At 63.3% G+C, this 17,158-nt stretch carries 12 protein-coding genes; 8 read left to right on the top strand and 4 right to left on the bottom strand.

Going from position 1 to position 17,158, the window contains the following annotated elements:
• Window positions 1-145: 145 nt before the first annotated feature.
• Genes T331_RS0101460 through tyrS form a run of 3 tightly spaced genes read left to right on the top strand, consistent with a single transcriptional unit; the run spans window position 146 to window position 3,816 of the window.
• The gene (locus tag T331_RS0101460) at window positions 146-1,324 is read left to right on the top strand and encodes a phosphatase PAP2 family protein (protein ID WP_026438754.1); all 1,179 of its coding nucleotides are present in this window, start codon (window positions 146-148) and stop codon (window positions 1,322-1,324) included.
• Window positions 1,325-1,367: 43 nt separating this feature from the next.
• On the top strand, window positions 1,368-2,576 hold the full coding sequence (locus T331_RS0101455) for a glycosyltransferase family 87 protein (protein ID WP_026438753.1): 1,209 nt from the start codon (window positions 1,368-1,370) through the stop codon (window positions 2,574-2,576).
• A gap of 4 nt (window positions 2,577-2,580) precedes the next feature.
• A complete protein-coding gene (gene tyrS / locus T331_RS0101450) occupies window positions 2,581-3,816 on the top strand; it encodes a tyrosine--tRNA ligase (protein ID WP_026438752.1) in 1,236 nt (411 codons plus the stop codon).
• A gap of 60 nt (window positions 3,817-3,876) precedes the next feature.
• Here the strand turns inward: tyrS and T331_RS18970 are convergent, their stop codons facing one another.
• Window positions 3,877-4,992, bottom strand: a complete 1,116-nt coding sequence (locus T331_RS18970) for a glycosyltransferase family 8 protein (RefSeq protein WP_155992560.1) — start codon at window positions 4,990-4,992, stop codon at window positions 3,877-3,879.
• Window positions 4,993-5,084: 92 nt separating this feature from the next.
• On the opposite strand from T331_RS18970, the gene T331_RS0101440 reads away from it, so the two are divergent.
• A complete protein-coding gene (locus T331_RS0101440) occupies window positions 5,085-8,426 on the top strand; it encodes a transglutaminase family protein (RefSeq protein WP_026438750.1) in 3,342 nt (1,113 codons plus the stop codon).
• Window positions 8,419-8,634: a hypothetical protein gene (locus T331_RS0101435; RefSeq protein ID WP_026438749.1), complete on the top strand. Its 216-nt coding sequence runs from the start codon at window positions 8,419-8,421 to the stop codon at window positions 8,632-8,634. Before T331_RS0101440 ends, T331_RS0101435 begins: the two co-directional genes overlap by 8 nt.
• 260 nt (window positions 8,635-8,894) lie before the next feature.
• Here T331_RS0101435 and T331_RS0101430 read toward each other — a convergent pair whose 3' ends face one another.
• A complete protein-coding gene (locus T331_RS0101430; RefSeq protein ID WP_026438748.1) occupies window positions 8,895-11,000 on the bottom strand; it encodes a glycosyltransferase in 2,106 nt (701 codons plus the stop codon).
• 257 nt (window positions 11,001-11,257) lie between these two features.
• Here T331_RS0101430 and T331_RS0101425 point away from each other — a divergent pair, with 257 nt between their 5' ends.
• Complete coding sequence (locus T331_RS0101425; RefSeq protein ID WP_026438747.1) at window positions 11,258-12,853, top strand: NAD(P)/FAD-dependent oxidoreductase; 1,596 nt, start codon at window positions 11,258-11,260, stop codon at window positions 12,851-12,853.
• Window positions 12,854-12,974: 121 nt separating this feature from the next.
• Complete coding sequence (locus T331_RS0101420; RefSeq protein ID WP_008493054.1) at window positions 12,975-13,415, top strand: RrF2 family transcriptional regulator; 441 nt, start codon at window positions 12,975-12,977, stop codon at window positions 13,413-13,415.
• A 3-nt stretch (window positions 13,416-13,418) separates the two neighbouring features.
• Here the strand turns inward: T331_RS0101420 and T331_RS0101415 are convergent, their stop codons facing one another.
• Complete coding sequence (locus T331_RS0101415) at window positions 13,419-14,069, bottom strand: hypothetical protein (protein ID WP_008493052.1); 651 nt, start codon at window positions 14,067-14,069, stop codon at window positions 13,419-13,421.
• Between the two features lie 406 nt (window positions 14,070-14,475).
• On the opposite strand from T331_RS0101415, the gene T331_RS0101410 reads away from it, so the two are divergent.
• Complete coding sequence (locus T331_RS0101410; protein ID WP_026438746.1) at window positions 14,476-15,942, top strand: efflux transporter outer membrane subunit; 1,467 nt, start codon at window positions 14,476-14,478, stop codon at window positions 15,940-15,942.
• A gap of 4 nt (window positions 15,943-15,946) precedes the next feature.
• Here the strand turns inward: T331_RS0101410 and T331_RS0101405 are convergent, their stop codons facing one another.
• Window positions 15,947-17,131, bottom strand: a complete 1,185-nt coding sequence (locus T331_RS0101405; RefSeq protein ID WP_026438745.1) for a hypothetical protein — start codon at window positions 17,129-17,131, stop codon at window positions 15,947-15,949.
• Window positions 17,132-17,158 lie beyond the last annotated feature (27 nt).

Genomic DNA, 17,158 nt, shown 5'->3' with positions numbered 1-17,158 from the left:
CAGACAACTTTATTGTGAAAGGCCGTAATCCTTGTCAAAATCTCGCGTGGTTTGAGGGGAGAGACGGGTGGTGCTGGGAGCGGATAGGCTGAGGAGGCTGGACGGCCATTGGCTAGCTTGTTGTGTCGCCGTAACCGGATTCGCTGTGAGTGAGATCTTCGCGTTGGCTGGGTATCTACCCATCGTGCTGCAGCCTGGGGAGGTCCTCGCTATTGAGGCGATTGCATTGATAGCGATTACAATATCCGATCGTCGACGGGATTGTCGCGTTGTGGGCTTGATTTGCCTTCTCAGCGCGATCGATTTTGGGTTTACCTGGATGACGCTGCGAAACGGAGGCCTGAAAGGATTATGGCAAGGCTTTCCGGCCATTTTTGAGTGTGGTCTGGGCTGCTTGCTGGTCTTCTGGCGGATCAGGAAATGGGGAAGTGCCTATATTCTGATTTTTTCCAGCCTGGTTAGTAGTGCATGCCTGTTTATCGGCGCCATTCTCGCATGGTCCCTGCTGGACGAAGCCGTGCGCCATTTGCCAATCGTTTACGATCCGATCCTCTACCGTTTTGACGCGGCCTTGGATCTCAACAGCCTATATCAGCTTGGCTTTTTGTTGCGCGATCATCCTTTGATCCACACCTGTGTTTTAATATTCTATAAATATAACCTCGTATTCGCGGTCCCCGCCATCATTTCTGAGGCGTTTTATTCGGGCGCGCGCCTTGCCGGCTTACCTCTTGAACTGCTGATCTCGTCCTTTTTGGTCTTTCCGATATTTTGCCTTGTTCCGGCTTTGGCGCCAGCGTTCTTTTTCGGTTCTGCCTTCCCAGCGCATCTCCCGGTACCGGTCACTTTGCCGCTGCATAGCGTATCGGCCCCGATCGCCTCTATCCGCAACACGTTTCCATCACTTCATGCGAGCTGGGCTCTGCTCTGCTGCATTGCGGTTCAACGCTCTCCCGTCTCACACAGATTAGCTGCCATTTTCTATGCAGTCGCAATTTTCGTGGCGACAATCGGATTTGGCGAGCATTATGTCGTGGACTGGGCCGGTGCTATGGGCGTGGTTCTGGTCGCGCGCGCCATCACGCTGTCGATCGAGCGCTCATCCGGATGGTTGCCACGATTAAGCGCTGGCTTCGGCATTCTTGGATCTTGGGTTTTCGCCATTTTATATCCTCAGGCCTTTCTCTCGAACGTCGTGCTACTCTGGCTCGTTTTCGGCTTTTCAATCGGTCTTCCGATTTATTTCGGATGTGAGGGGCGAATGGTCTGGCCGGAAATATTCGCCTACATCAGGCGGATGGGGGTGAGACGTCGCGACGCTTGAAAACATTAATTTCGTCAATCTCCCATATGAAGTGTGATCGATCTTGAAGTCTCGCCTCCGCGCCTATCTGCGCTTCATCGACCGCTTCGGCGGGATCGCCATTCTGCTCGGCTTTTGGGGCATTTTCCTTGTTGCCTTCGCCCAGCACATGGCGCCGCGCCTGGGTTATCTCGCCGGCAAACCGATCGGGCTGGATGCCCCCTGCAACCGGCCCGAATGCGATTTTTCCGTCTTCTGGCCGGCCGGCAAGCTGGCTCAGGCGCATGATTTCGCCACCCTTTATTCGCCACCTCGTTTCATCGACGCCGCGGGGCAGATGCTGATCCCGCATTTCCCTTACCAGACCTTCTTCTACATGCCGCCAACCTTGCTTGCCCTGGCGCCGCTTTCGCATTTGCCCTTCGAGATCGCGGCGCTGAGCTGGATCGGTTTCTGCATCATCGCCTCATTGTTGCTGCTGCGTCTTGCCGGCTATGGCTGGGCGGTCATCGCCATCGGGCTGCTCAGCCCGGCGGCACTTATCGATTATCAGCTAGTGCAGTTTGGCATGCTGGGCGGGGCATTGATGCTTGCCGCAATCCGCCTGGGACAGCGTTACCCGGTACTGGGCGGCGCATTGTCCGGGCTATTCGCCATCAAGCCGCAATTGGGCTTGATCTTGCCGGTTCTATGGTTGGGACAGCGTCGCTGGCGCGCGTTTGCCGCGTGCGGCGCGGTGGGGTTGGGGCTTTGTCTGCTGTCTTATCTCTGCTTTGGTCAGGGGGCTTGGCGGGCTTATCTTGTCCAAGGGCGAGCCCAGAGTGTTGCGCTGCTGGGCGCACCCTTCGATGCCGCAGGTGAGCAAGGCTGGGGCGCCTCGGTTTATTGGATGTTGCGTAGTTTCGGCGTTGGCACCGGGCTTACGGGGGGGCTTCAGATCGTGGCTACGCTGGCGGCATTTGCCGCCATGCTGCTGGTGAAATGGCGCCCAGCGCAGCTTTGCGCCGCCGCCGTCTGCCTCAACCTCATCGCCGTACCATATGAATATACCTGTTACATGACCGCCTATGGCGTGATCCTCGCCCAATCCGCGCAAAACCGTCACTGGCGCATCGGCATCCTGGACGCGTTGCTCTTCCTCTGGCCCGGCCTGTGCCTGGTCATCTCCATCGCCACCGGGCATGAACTCACCCCGCTCGTCGTCCTCGCTGCCTTGTGGCGCACGGCTTTGCCCCGGCCTGCGCCTGTGCTACCCGCGCCGGCACAGGAGTAGAACCATGGCGAACAGCGCATTTCTGGCCGAGGCGAAAGCCCGCGGCTTCATCTTCCAATGCACCGACGAGGCGGCCCTCGACGCGGCCTGCGCGAACGGTTCCATCGCCGGCTATGCCGGGTTCGACCTCACCGCCGACAGCCTGCATGTCGGCCACATGATCCCGATCATGCTGCTGCGCCTGTTCCAGCGCCATGGCCACCGCCCGGTGGCGCTGATGGGGGGCGGCACCACCCGCATCGGTGATCCGTCTTTCCGCGAGGAAGCCCGCCAGCTGCTGGGTGATGAGCAGATCGCCACAAACCTCATCGGCATCCGCAAAAACCTGGAAGCCTTCATCAATTTCGGCGACGGCCCGAACGACGCCATTCTGGTCAACAATGCCGACTGGCTGGACAAGCTCTCCTATATCGGCCTGCTGCGCGAAGTCGGCGTGCATTTCTCCGTCAACCGCATGCTCTCCTTTGATTCCGTGAAGAGCCGGCTGGACCGCGAGCAGGGCCTCACCTTCCTGGAATTCAACTACTCCATCCTGCAGAGCTATGATTTCCGCGAGCTCAACCGCCGCAACAACGTCGTGCTGCAGATGGGCGGCTCCGACCAATGGGGCAATATCGTCTCCGGCATCGAGCTGGTGCGCCGTACCGACCAGAAGAGCGTCTTCGGCCTCACCACCCCGCTGATCACCACGGCGTCGGGCCAGAAGATGGGCAAGAGCGCGGCGGGCGCGGTCTGGCTCTCGGCCGAAAAGCTGAGCCCCTACCAATACTGGCAATTCTGGCGCAACACCGAGGACGCCGATGTCGGCCGCTTCCTGCGCCTGTTTACCGATCTGCCGCTGGACGAAATCGCCCGCCTCGAAGCCTTGGGCGGGGCCGAGATCAACAGCGCCAAGATCATCCTGGCGACCGAGGCGACGACGCTGGCCCATGGCCGCACCGCCGCGGAGGACGCCGCCGAGACCGCGCGCAAGCTCTTCATCGAAGGTGTTGCCGCCGGCAGCCTGCCGTCGATCTCCCTCACCGCCGCCGAATTTGGCGCGGGTCTGCCGGCCTTCGCGCTGCTGGTGAAGGCCGGGTTGGCCGCTTCCAATGGCGAGGCGCGTCGGCTCATTCGCGGTGGCGGTGCCAAGCTGGATGATGTCGCCATCACCGATGAGGCGCAGATGATCGCGCCCAAGGCTGAGCAGAAGCTTTCCGTGGGCAAGAAGCAGCACGTTCTCATCAAACGAGAAGGGTGAACCTCAAGGGGGGATTTTTGAAAAAATCCCCCCTTGGACCCCCTAAAAACTTTTGCGCCTTCAGGTCAGTGCCGCTTTCCATGCGGCTGCCTCTTCCGAGCTTAAATCCACGTAGCTTTTGGCGCCTTCGGCGAAGCCGGCGCGCACGTCGCGCCACAGCCTCGGCGCCAGCCCGATGAAATTTTCCATATGCCCTGCCAGCGCCGCCTCCGGCACATGCCGCGCCGCCTTGGCCGCCGCCAGCGCCGCGCGTTTGCGCCAGGGCAGGGCCGAAACCAGCCCCTGATGCACAAACCCCGGCCAGGGCGAGCGAGCAAACGCCGCGCCAAACACCTTCACATCCGCCTTACCGTACAAAATCGCCCATTCAGGATCCCGCCAGGGTTTCAGCACGTTCAGATAATGCCGCACCCGTGGCACCACCACGCCTTCCAGCCCCAGCCCCATATAATGCGTGCAGAAATTCCAGCGCGGTGAAAGCTCCAGGATCCGCCCGCCCAGCACATTCAGCGCATCCTGGTCCATGAACCGCAATTGCGCCCCCCGCGCCGCGATGAAGGAAGCCGCCTGCGCCCACAGCGCCTCCGCCCGCCAGCGCGCCGCATTCATCAAAATCACCCCGCTGTTGAAATAAGGGGCGTCGAGCCGCAAGCCGGTGCGGGTCCGGTACTCATCCCAATCTTCCCGCCCGCCGGCAGCGCCCAGATAGCGCCCGCAATCCTCCACCATCGCCGCCAGCGCCTCGCCCATCTCCAGCGCGAACAAAGGCGAAAGATCGCCGCTCACCCTGATATCCGAATCCAGATAAAGCAGCTTGTCATAATCGCTGAGCCAGAGGGCAGGGGCGGCCAGCCTGGCATAGGCGAAGGGCGACATATGCGCCGGCCCCGCCACATGCGCCAACACCTCCGGCAGGCGCACCCGCAACACCCGCACACCCGGCGGTGGCGGGGCCGCGACATCCTCGGGCAAGAGCAGGCAGACATCGAAATCCCGGCCGGGTTGCGCCGCCACATCCCGCGCCGCCACCCAGGCCAGCGGCAGATAGGCCGCATCCGCCGCGAAAAACACCGCCTTGCGCTCGCCCATGCCCGTGCGCTCCCACACGCCTTTTGCCACCAAAATCAGCAGCTTGCCTGATTCATGTTCGCACCCCGCCCGGCTGCTGACAATCACGCCACTGTCATGCGCGCTTTCCCCTCTGGTTGCTATTGCGTTGCGAAACAGCCCTGCGCATGCTGGGCTGAAAGCGTATCCAAGGAGCCTGCATGTCGATCCACGCCGCCATCACTCATCGCACCTCCTATAAATACGACCGCCCGGTGTCGCTGGGGCCGCAGACCATCCGGCTGCGTCCCGCCCCTTATGCGCGTACCCCGATCATCTCCTATTCGCTGCGGATCGCGCCGAAGCCGCATTTCCTCAACTGGCAGCAGGACCCGCAAGGCAATTTCCTCGCCCGTGTCGTCTTCCCCGAGCGCGTCACCAGCTTCGAGGTGATCGTCGATCTCGTCGCTGACATGGCGACGATCAACCCGTTCGATTTCTTCCTGGAACCGGACGCGGAAACCTTCCCCTTCGCCTATGACCCGGTGCTGGCCGAGGAGCTGGCGCCCTTCCGGCTGCTGAGCAAGCCCGGCCCGTTGCTGGCGGCGCTGATCGCCGAGGTGAAGGCGAAATTCAAGGACCAGGAGCCGCGCACCACCGACATGCTGGTCGAGATCAACCGCATGGTGAGTGAGCGCATCTCCTACGTGGTGCGCATGGAACCGGGCGTGTTCACGCCCGAGGAAACGCTGAAACTCTGCAAGGGCTCCTGCCGGGATTCAGGCTGGCTGCTGGTCAATCTGCTCCGCCATCTCGGCTTCGCCGCGCGCTTCGTCTCCGGCTATCTGATCCAGCTCACCGCCGACCAGAAACCCGTCGATGGCGGTGCCGCCGGCCCGGAAGCGGATTTCACCGATCTGCACGCCTGGGCCGAGGTTTATCTGCCCGGTGCCGGCTGGGTGGGGCTGGACGCCACCTCCGGTCTGCTCACCGGTGAGGGCCATATCCCGCTCGCCGCCACCCCATCCCCGCAATCCGCCGCCCCCATCTCCGGCGGCTTCATCGCCGAGGACGGCACCGAGACGGAGTTCGACTTCCACATGGAGGTGAAGCGGGTGAAGGAAACCCCGCGCGTCACCAAGCCTTATACTGACAAGCAATGGCAGGACATTCTCGCCCGTGGCGCGCGCGTCGACCATGCGCTGCTGCGCAACGATGTGCGCCTGACCATGGGCGGCGAGCCCACCTTCGTCTCCGCCACCGACCATGAGGGCGCGGAATGGAATATCGACGCGCTGGGGCCGACCAAGCGCGCTTATGCTGGCCGGCTGATCCGCAAGCTCACCCCGCTCTGGGGCAAGGGGGCGGCGCTGACCTACAATATGGGCAAGCATTATCCCGGCGAGCAGCTGCCGCGCTGGGCCATCCACGCCCATTGGCGCGCGGATGGCGAGCCGGTCTGGAAAGACCCGTCCCTGCTCGCTTCCGATGACGATACCGACAACGCCAATGCCGACGACACCGCGATCTTCGCCCGCGCTTTGGCGGAGCGGCTGCAAGTCGATCCGGACCTGGTCAACGCCGCCCATGAGGACATCCATTATTACCTCTGGCGCGAAAAACGCCTGCCGGCGAATGTCGTCACCGAGGATGCCAAGCTGCGCGACCCGCTGGAACGCGCGCGCCTGGCCAAGGTCTTCGGCCAGGGGCTGGCCTCGAATGTCGGCTCGGTGCTGCCTTTGCGCCGGGTCATCATGGATGGCCAGCGCCGCTGGCAATCCGGCCCTTGGTTCTTCAAGGACGATGTGATGTTCCTGATCCCCGGCGACAGCCCGATCGGCTTGCGTCTGCCGCTGGACAGCCTGCCCTGGGCGGATGATGCGAGCATCGAGCAGGAATACGAAACCGACCCGTTCGCCCCGAAAGCTCCGCTGCCGCGCCGCGATGCCTTGCAGTTCGCCCGCTACCGGCCGCACGCCGCGGAAGGGCAGGGGGCGATCGAGAATTTCCGCCCGGTGCCGCAAAGCCTGCCGGTGGTGGGGCGCGAGGAACCGGGTGTGGTGCGCACCGCGCTGTGCGTGGAAGCCCGCGATGGCAAGCTCCACATCTTCTACCCGCCGCTTTACGATGTCGAGGATTGGCTGGAACTCACCGCGGCCATCGAGGCCACCGCCGCCGAGTTCGGCCGCAAGGTGGTGCTGGAAGGCTATCTGCCGCCCGAGGATGAGCGCGTGGTGAATTTCTCCGTCACCCCGGACCCCGGCGTGATCGAGGCCAACATCCCCGCCTCCACCAGCTGGGCCGAGCTGACCACCCGCAACGCCCAGCTTTATGAGGCGGCGCGCGAGGTCGGGCTGGCGGCGGAGAAATTCATGCTGGATGGCCGCCATGTCGGCACCGGCGGCGGCAATCATGTGGTGATGGGGGCGAAATCCCCCACTGACAGCCCCTTTCTGCGCCGGCCGGATCTGCTGAAATCCATGCTCGGCTTCTGGCACAACCATCCCAGCCTCAGCTTCCTGTTCTCCGGCCTGTTCATCGGCCCCTCCTCGCAGCATCCGCGTATCGACGAGGCGCGGGAGGACAGCATCAACGAGCTGGAAATCGCCTTCCGCCAGGTCGGCCGCCAGAGCCAGACCCCGCCCTGGCTGGTGGACCGGCTGTTCCGCAACATCCTCTGCGACATGACCGGCAACGGCCATCGTACGGAATTCTGCATCGACAAGATGTACTCGCCGGACGGCGCCTCCGGCCGGCGCGGGCTGGTGGAATTCCGCGCCTTCGAGATGCCACCGCATGAGCAGATGTCCGCGGCGCAGATTTTGCTGATGCGCTCCGCCGTCGCCGCCTTCTGGGAGCGGCCTTATGAGCGCCGGCTGGTGCGCTGGGGCACGCGCCTGCACGATGAATTCCTGCTTCCCCACTATGCCGAGCAGGATTTCAAGGACGCTCTGGAAGAGTTGGCCGGGCTCGGCTTCCCGCTCGATCCGGACTGGTTCGCCCCGCATCTGGAATTCCGCTTTCCCAAGCTGGGCGATGTGACGGTGCGCGACATGCAGCTGGAGCTGCGCCACGCGCTGGAGCCCTGGCACGTGCTGGGCGAGGAGCAGAGCAGCGGCGGCACCGCCCGCTATGTGGACAGCTCCGCCGAACGGCTGCAGGTGAAGGTGAATGGCTGGGTGGATGAGCGCTATATCCTCTCCTGCAATGGCGCGGCGATGCCGATGCAGCGGACCCAGACACAGGGCGAATATGTCGCCGGGGTGCGCTTCAAGGCCTGGGCGCCGTACTCGGCCTTGCACCCGACCATCGGCGTGCAGACTCCTCTGGTGTTCGACGTGTATGACAGCTGGTCCGGCCGCTCGATCGGCGGGATGACGCATCACGCCGTGCATCCGGGCGGGCGCGCTTATGAGGATTTCCCGATCAACTCCAACGCGGCCGAGGCCAGGCGGCGCTCGCGCTTCTGGGCCTTTGGCCATACGCCGGGGCCAGCGCCGTTGCCGCTGCCGGTGGAGGGGCCGGAATTCCCTCGCTGCCTGGATCTGCGCCGCCATGCTTAAGGCCCAGCTTAAGCGCCTGCGTCAGTTCATGGCCGCCGACGTGACGGCGGCGCAGGACCGCATGGCGGCGGAGCTGGCGGTGCTGCGCGAGGAGCTGGCGGCGCTGCGGGCCGAGCTGGCGGCGGCGCAGGCGAAGGATAACGAGCTGGCGAAGCAGATGGAGGGCGCCTTGCTCACCATCGCATTGGCCAACCGCGAGCCGGCCTAGAGCAATAGGTCTTTAGGTTGACGCGCCAGCGTCAATCTAAACACATGAAATTGCTCGCTAAAACAAAATTTAGAGCATCAAGCTAAAAGCTTGACGCTCTAGACAAAGCGGGGAAACGCCGGGGCGGTTTCCAAAATCGCCGCTCCTGCCTTGAGGGATCACCATGTTTCGATCACAGAGAAAATACGAGGAGACTCGGGATCGAAACATTTGACGGATCCATGTTGATCCCGGTTTGTTGGGTGTTGCAGCTTGGTCGCTCAGAGAATCATCTCCAGCAACCGCACCGCATAAGCCTGCATGTCATGCGCGGCGCAGTAAGCGGCCCGCATCACCTCATCGGGCCCAGGCGCCGCCAAGGCCCGCGCCAGCGCCCCGGCAATCTCCGCCGGGTCAGGCATATCCGCCACCCGCAGCACGTAATCGGGTGCATTGATCGTCTCCGCCAGATCCCGGCTCGCCACCATGTTCAGCCCGGCGCCGATGCCATCCTGCAACGCCGCCGAAACTCCGCCCGCCTGGCCGATGCGCAGCTGCAGCCCCGCATCCGCCGCCGCCGCCCAGGCGCGATAATCCGCAGGCGTGACAAAGCCGGTGCCCAGCGTCACCCCCAACGAAGCCGCCTCATCGCGCAGCGCGGCGAGATCCATCGCCACCTCGCCGACAAAGACCAGCCGCGCCGCCGGGCGCTCGCGTTTCAGCTCAGCGAAAGCCGCCAGCGCCGCGCCGATGGCTTTCGCCGGCACCAGAAACCCGAAAGAGACGATGAGCTGTTCCGCCGGACCGATGCCCAGACCCGCCCGTGCCGCCTCGCGCTCTTCGGGCGTGACAGGCGCATGGGACCGCATCATCGGGAAGGGCAGGGCCTGCGCCTGCACGTCGAAGCGTTCCTGGCAGAGCCGCACCGGCTGCGGCGCGTGGAAGATCAGCGGTCGCGCCGCGCGCGCCAGCCTCCCCAGAAAACTCGCCTCACGTTGGCGCTCATCGGCCGCCCAGGCGGCGATCTCGTCCTCGCTGACCACCCGCCCCAACTCCTCGCTGGCCAGCACGGCGGCGGGGGCGAGGCCGTTTGTGGTCGCCAACCCCAGCAGCCGCGCATCATGGCACAGGCAGGCAGCGCCATAACGCAGGCAGAGCTGATAAATCTCATCATGCAGCGGCGCATTGCCGAGCACGCAGAGCACCGCGTCATAGGCGCCATCCTGCACCGCCAGCCGCGAATAGGGGCCGCAAAACGCATCGACTTGCGCCAGCTTGCGCAAGGCGGCGAGCAAGGCCGCGGAATGGTCCGCCACCCCGCTGCGGGTGGGCGGCAGTGGCGAGAGCAAGGCGATGCGTGGCCGCCGCGATGTCGGTGGCACAGGCGCGGGCAGGGCGGCAAACAGCGTCGCCGCCACCGCGTCTTCGGCAAAGGGCGCCGCGAGCCCGGCTTGCGCGGCGATTGCCGCCTCGCGGGCCCGCAGCGTCTCCTCCAGCAGCGCGGCCAGCCCCTCCACGTCATCCGGCCCGAACAGGAAGCGCGTCGGCAGCAGCGCCCGGTGCGCGGGAATGTCAGACGCGAGGGACGGCACGCCCACCCGGCACGCCTCCACCACCGGCATCGAAAACCCTTCAGCCCTGGACGGCGTGACCACCACCAGAGCCCCGGCATAGAGCTGAGCCAGCGTGGCATCGCTCACCCGCCCCGGCAACGCCACCGGGCGGATCGCGCGCAGCCGGGCGGCGGTGGCCTCGTCATATCCGCCGGTGATCACCAGCTCGACCTCGCTCAGGCGGAGCCTGGACGCCATAGCGCGCAGCAGCAGCTCCGGGTTCTTGCGCGGATCATCCCCGCCCACCATCAGCACATGGCGCGGCACCGCCGGCGACAGCGCCTGCAGAAAAGGCGGCAGCCCGACGCCGGTGACCACGCTTTCCACCGCGCCGAACAGCTCACGCAACCGCGCCTCGGTGGGCACCGAAATGGGAAAATACAGATCATATTGCCGCAGCCAGGCAAGCGCGGCGTAATAATCCAGCCGCGCCCCGGCCGTGCGCAGATAGCGCCCCGGTTCGTCGAACGGGATGAAATCATACACGCACACCGCCTTGCGCACCCGCGCATCGGTCAGCAGCCGGGCGCAGAATTCCTGGTTCGGCGTGAAGGGCGAGGGGTTGAGGAACAAAGTCGCCCCCGGCACGTAGCCATGCGGCGAGAGCCGCCCCGCCTGCGCCGCCACCGCCTCCGGCAACGCGGGCAGTGCGGGATCATACACCCCCACCCAGCCCGGCGGCGCATGGCGGATGAGATTGCGCGCATGATTGCCGATGCCCCGCTCCCGGTAGGCCGGGTCCTGCAGGCAGCGCAGATCAATGACCAGGCTCACCCCCGCCCGCCCACGCAAAGTCCAAGCTCTGGCCAGTGAAATTTCGTCATGCGGCCTCCGGATTATTGCCTATCCGAAACCCAGATCCGCATCCCGGTCAACCATCGCGGCGCCAAACCGTGCCGGTCTCTGCCCAGGCGCCGCGCTTTGCGCTTCATCCACACGCTTCTCCACAGGCTTATCAAGAGCGCTGTGGATAAAATCCGCGTCGGGACGATTGGCGGATGCGCCGCGCCGGGTTAGACGCCACATCTGCCATGGCCCCGACATCCTTCCCCTCCCGCCGCCTCACCGAATTGCGCCTGCCGATCGACCATGAGCCGCCCGCGCTCATCGCCGCCATCGCTGAAGGGTTCGGCGTGCCGGACAGCGCTATCCTTTCCTGGCAGGTTCATAGGCGGGCCTGGGATGCCCGCAAGAAATCCCAGGTGATGTTGGTCTATACGGTCGATGCCGTGCTGGACCGGGCGGTTGAAACCGGCATGCCGACGCCGGATATGGGCTATCAATTCCCCGCCATCGCCCAGGCGCGCCCGGCGAAACGCCCGGTGATCATCGGCACCGGCCCTTGCGGCATCCTGGCGGCGCTGATCCTGGCCGAGGCCGGATTCTGCCCGCTGGTGCTGGAGCGCGGCAAGCTGGTCCGCCAGCGCACCAAGGATACCTGGGGCCTGTGGCGGCGCGGCGAGCTCAACGTCGCCTCCAACGTGCAGTTCGGCGAGGGCGGGGCCGGCACCTTCTCGGACGGCAAGCTCTATTCCCAGATCAAGGATCCGCGCTTCCTCGGCCGCAAGGTGATGGAGGAATTCGTCGAGGCCGGAGCGCCGGAGGAAATCCTCTATATCGCCAAGCCGCATATCGGCACCTTCCGGCTGGTCTCCATGGTCGAGGCGATCCGCGCGAAAGTCACCGCCCTGGGCGGCGAATACCGGTTCGACACGCGGGTGGATGATTTCGAGATCCAGGACGGCCAGATCCGCGCCGTGCTGCTGGAGAGCGGCGAGCGGATCGAGACCGACCATGTCATCCTCGCCATCGGCCATTCGGCGCGCGACAGTTTCGCCCGGCTGCATCAGCGCGGCGTGTTCATGGAGGCCAAGCCCTTCTCCATCGGCTTTCGCATCGAGCATCCGCAAGGCATGATCGATCGCCACCGCTTCGGCCCCTTCGCCGGCCACCCGATCCTGGGGGCCGCCGATTACAAGCTGGTGCACCACGCCAGGAATGGCCGCTCGGTCTATAGTTTCTGCATGTGTCCGGGCGGCACAGTGGTCGCCGCCACCTCCGAGGCCGGGCAGGTGGTGACCAACGGCATGAGCCAATATTCCCGCGCCGAGCGCAACGCCAATGCCGGCATCGTCGTCGGCATCACCCCGGCGGATTATCCGGGGGATGTAATGGCCGGGGTGGAATTCCAGCGGGTCTGGGAACGTGCCGCCTATGTGGCGGGCGGAGGCGCCTACCAGGCGCCAGGGCAGCTGGTGGGCGATTTCATCGCCGGCACGCCTTCCAAATCGTTCGGCGAGGTGCTGCCCAGCTACAAGCCCGGCGTGCACCTCACCGATCTGGCGCCGACCTTGCCGGATTACGCCATCGAAGCCATCCGCGAGGCGCTGCCGGCCTTCGGCAAGCAGATCAAAGGCTTCGACCGTCCGGATGCGGTGCTGACCGGGGTGGAAACCCGCACCTCCTCGCCGCTGCGCATCACCCGGGGCAAGGATTTCTGCTCGTTGAACACGCGCGGGCTGTATCCGGCCGGGGAAGGGGCCGGCTATGCGGGTGGCATTCTCTCCGCCGGGGTGGATGGCATCAAGGTCGCGGAAGCGGTGATCAAGAGCCTGGCCGGTCTCTGACGCCTACCGAATTCCTTGTTTTTCTATCGGAAATTCCGCAATATGTTCGCTGGGATATTTTCTACGCGCCCTATGTCTTGTAGATGAATATGTCAGATCAAAAGGAGCCGGGAGAAGGGTCATGCTGTCGCAGAAATGCAAATATGCCTTGCAGGCCCTGATGGTGCTGGCGCGTGAGAAGGACGACAAGCTGTTGCTGGTCTCCGAAATCGCCGAGCGCGAGAATCTGCCGAAGAAATTCCTCGAAGCCATCCTGCTGGAGCTGAACCGCAACGGGCTGGTGCGCTCGCGCCGGGGCCGTGGCGGCGGCTACGCTTTGGCCAAGCCGGCGGATCTGATCACCTTCGGCCAGGTGGTGCGCATCATGGATGGCCCGCTGGCGCCGCTCGCCTGCGTCTCGGTGAATTATTACCGCCGCTGCGACGAATGCCGCGACGAGCAGGCCTGCGAGATCCGCAAGGTGATGCGCCGGGTGCGCGATGCCATCGCCAATGAGCTGGACGGCACCTCGCTGGCCAAGGCGCTGGCGGACGGTAAACTGCCCGCCGACCTCACCGCCTGAGCCTTAGGCCGCACTCGCCCCCGGATAGGAAAAGAAATTCGCCCGCGGCGAGGTGCGGGCGATGAAAGCGCGCAGCGGCGGATGCTGCCAGCCCTCCGGCCCGATGATCGCCTCCATCGGCGCGAAAAACTCATGCGCGTGCGGAATCTGGCTGGTGACGAAGCCGGTATATTGGCGCGGGCGCAGCGCATACATCACCCGCATATCGCGCACCGGCAGCACCAGCGGCCCGGTCGGCGTGCGCCGCAGCAAGCCGGTATAGCGCCAGCGCGGCATCGGGTTGTTGGGCGAGACCGGCTGCATCAGCCATTCCTCCGAACACACCGCCAGCCAGGAATGCATCGAGGGGGCGAAGCGCGAGCGCTTATCGAGCAAATTCTGGTAGCAGCCGCAGGCCTCGATGGCGAAGAGATCGACATACGGGTCCGCCTCGGTGCCGCCGAAACACAGCCACAACCCATCCGGATGGGTGCGCAGCCGGTTGGCGCCGGGCAGCTTCAGGAAAGGCTGGTCGCGTTCCTGCGGCGGCCCCGGCCTCGCCCGCAGCCATGACCCGGACGCCCCCATATCGTGATCCGCGAGACCCGGCGGATGCTGCGGCCACGTCCGCAGCTTGTCACGAACGATCACGTCCAAAGAAGTGAAACCAGCCATTTCGTTATCTCCCTTTTTGGGCACTTCAACCTTAAGTGGAGTTAACCTGCAAAAACGACTCGGACGCAAGGGTTTTTTTCGATATTTTAACGATCTTAGCGATTTTGATGAGAACCGCGTTGCGCAAGCTCAATCAAAGATTTGGCTTTTCAACAGTTTCGCTGCGATGGCGGCGGCGCCACCCGGCACAATTCCCCTGTTTTTCAAGATGTGCGCGGGGTTTTCCGCCGTATAGCTGCCAGCTTGGTTTAAGAGTGGTATGAAACCTGTCCTATGTGCAACAAGACGGCAATTTCATCGGCTGGTTGATTCTGCCCAGGGCGAGGCTTGCCCGGACAGGCCCGGCCATGGTTGTTTTGGCGGCCGCCGCGGGCGCGGCACAGGGAGTTTGAAGATCGTGACATCCATGCATTTGCGCCGTGGCCTTACCGGCTCCGCCCTGTCGCTCGGGCTGCTGGCCGCCTTGTCGGGCTGCATGCTCGGGCCGAATGACCAGGCGCCCCACGCCAACGCGCCCATCGCCTTCCTCAACGATGCCCCGGCCAGCAGCGCGCCTTACGTCTCCGGCGGCGCGGTGGACCCGCAATGGTGGAACAGTTTCAACGACCCGGTGCTGACCGCCCTGGAAACCCGCGCCGTGCAGCAGAATCTGGACCTGCAGATCGCCACCCAGCGCCTGTTCGAGGCTGAGGCGCAGGCGCAGATCCAGGGCGCGGCGCTCTACCCCAATCTCGGCGCCAACGCCTCCTATAGCCGCAACGTGGTCAGCCCGAACAGCCCGCTCGGCCAGTTCGGCAAAGCCTTTCCCAGCGTCACCCAGCCCTATAATCTCTACCAGTACGGGCTGCAGACGATGTTCGACCTCGATCTCTGGGGCAAGAACAAGCGCCTGGTCGAAGCCGCCGTGGCCAAGGCCCGCGCCTCCGAGGAAGCCCGCCGCGCCGCCCTGCTGAATGTGGAAGCGCAGGTGGCCAGCAATTATATCCAGCTGCGCGGCACCGAGGCCGTGCTCGGCATCACCCAGAAGAACCTGGATTTCGCCAACCAGCTGGTAAAACTCACCGCCGAGCGCCAGCAGGCGGGGCTGACCACCTCGCTCGATGTCGCCAATGCCCGCGCCACCGCGGCGCAGATTTCCGCGCAGATCCCGACCTTGATCGCCCAGCGCGACGGGCTGATCAACCAGATCGGCCTGTTGCTGGGCCAGACCCCGGACGGGCTGCCGCAGGATCTGCTCACCCCCGCCCCTGTGCCGCTCACCCCGCCCAGCGTGCCGGTGGGCCTGCCGGCCGAGCTGCTGACCCGTCGGCCGGATATGCGCGAAGCCGCCGATAATCTGCACGCCGCCACCGCGCAGATCGGCGCCGCCAAGGCCGCCTTCTTCCCCGACATTTCGCTCAGCGCCTCCGCCTCGCTGGAAGGGATGACGCTGAATGCCATGGATAGCTGGAAATCGCTCACCTACGGCTTCGGCCCGACGGTGACGCTGCCGCTGTTCGAGGGCGGCCAGCTGCGCGGCGCGCTGAAGCTGAGCGAGGCCAAGCAGAAGGAAGCCGCCATCGCCTACGCCAAAACCGCGCTCACCGCCTTCACCCAGGTGAATACCGCTTTGGTGAATTATGAACAGGAACACGCCACTCAGCAGGCGCTGCAGGAAGACGTACACCAGAGCCAGATCGCCCTCAGCTTGGCGGAAGAGCAATACAAGGAAGGCTTGGTGGACTACCTGACCGTGCTGACCACCCAGCAAACCAACCTCGCCGCCCAGCAGAACCAGGCGGACTCACTGCAGAAGTTGGGCACGGATTTGGTGACGTTGTATCAGGCCCTTGGCGGGGGCTGGGAGGGGACGTATCCCAGCTCCCGCAGCTGACGGATCAGGTGAACAGATCCCGCAGCAAAATCTTCGAGAAAGCCGTGTTTTTCTCGTTCACATATTTATTGGGAAGATGCTCGACCATAGCGAAAGACGGGATAGTCTTTTTTTCGCGGTCCAGTGGCACAACATAGGTTGAGGCAAAGCCTTCGGGAATATTTTCGTAGCACAGCCCCATCGCGGCGCGCTCGGCGATTCCCCAAACGCATTTACCCTTGCTCTTCTCCACGTCGAACGAATCGGACGAAATGTAGGCTTGTGCCATGGCTTTGTCCAAAATGTAGAACGCGTTGTATGGATTTTCGTGATTGATGAAGTTGAGGTCACCGATACGAACCGACCTGGTTAGGCTGAGGTCGATCTTGTAGGGCTGTTCCTTTGCGTAAACTTGCCCGTCATCACTATATTCAGTGACGCAAAAAGCGGGCACAAGCCCAAGGCTCTTCAACGTGTCCCTGTAACGCACGAAATATTGAAAATTCGCGAAATTAAAGGCGAGATCGTCTTCCGAGTAGATGTAATGGGTATAATCATCGCGATCGAGGAAGAGATCCTTAAAGTCGGCTTTATGCGCCCAAGGCAGCAGCCAAGGGTCATCCAGGTTCGGAACAGGTTTGATTAAAACGCTGTTACGTTCCTCCTGCCCAGAGAGACCTTGTTGTACAGCAGCCTGAAGCACGCCGAGATCTTCGCCTGAGGCGTTCGTGTAGATAAGCACATCTAGCTTCGCCACGGGAAAAGACAGGTAGTTTCTGATGACCTGCAACAGATATTTGACCGTCGCCGCGCGGAAATGAAAACAGAGCGAAACCAGAATTCTATTACCAGCGGTTTCGGCAAGCGCAGTTTGGTCGGGAGCAGGGATTGCCAACGCTGCCTCCTCGAAATCGACCGATGTCAGCGTCATCTTGAAAGGTGATGGATCGGACAAAAGAAAATCTCCAACGAGATGAATTTTCTGGTCTACCATATGGACCTCGTTGAACCGAACGGTTTCCATCCCGTCGATATGTGAGATGACGATGCAGCCTTCCTTCAGCCTCCACAACGCTTCGTTATAGTGCTTATACCATGCAACTTTCCCGTTCGGGGCAAAGCGTAAAAGTGAGTGGTTATCTTTGCCCCATTCGCCGTAGCGCCAGAGAGACGATGTAATCAGGTTACGCAGAATTTCGTCATTCCACATGGATGTTATCCGCTTCGGCGAAAAGTT

It is taken from the genome of Acidocella facilis ATCC 35904, assembly GCF_000687875.1.
GTDB classification, from domain to species: Bacteria; Pseudomonadota; Alphaproteobacteria; order Acetobacterales; family Acetobacteraceae; genus Acidocella; species Acidocella facilis.
Note: the sequence above shows the minus strand (reverse complement) of the source record. Positions and strands in the feature narration are given on the sequence as shown.

Coding starts and splice junctions, on each gene's coding strand:
- T331_RS0101440 (WP_026438750.1), top strand. CDS start 5,085: ATGTCGATCCACGCCGCCATCACTCATCGCACCTCCTATAAATACGAC.
- T331_RS0101425 (WP_026438747.1), top strand. CDS start 11,258: ATGGCCCCGACATCCTTCCCCTCCCGCCGCCTCACCGAATTGCGCCTG.
- tyrS (WP_026438752.1), top strand. CDS start 2,581: ATGGCGAACAGCGCATTTCTGGCCGAGGCGAAAGCCCGCGGCTTCATC.
- T331_RS0101420 (WP_008493054.1), top strand. CDS start 12,975: ATGCTGTCGCAGAAATGCAAATATGCCTTGCAGGCCCTGATGGTGCTG.
- T331_RS0101405 (WP_026438745.1), bottom strand. CDS start 17,131: ATGTGGAATGACGAAATTCTGCGTAACCTGATTACATCGTCTCTCTGG.
- T331_RS0101435 (WP_026438749.1), top strand. CDS start 8,419: ATGCTTAAGGCCCAGCTTAAGCGCCTGCGTCAGTTCATGGCCGCCGAC.
- T331_RS0101410 (WP_026438746.1), top strand. CDS start 14,476: ATGCATTTGCGCCGTGGCCTTACCGGCTCCGCCCTGTCGCTCGGGCTG.
- T331_RS0101415 (WP_008493052.1), bottom strand. CDS start 14,069: ATGGCTGGTTTCACTTCTTTGGACGTGATCGTTCGTGACAAGCTGCGG.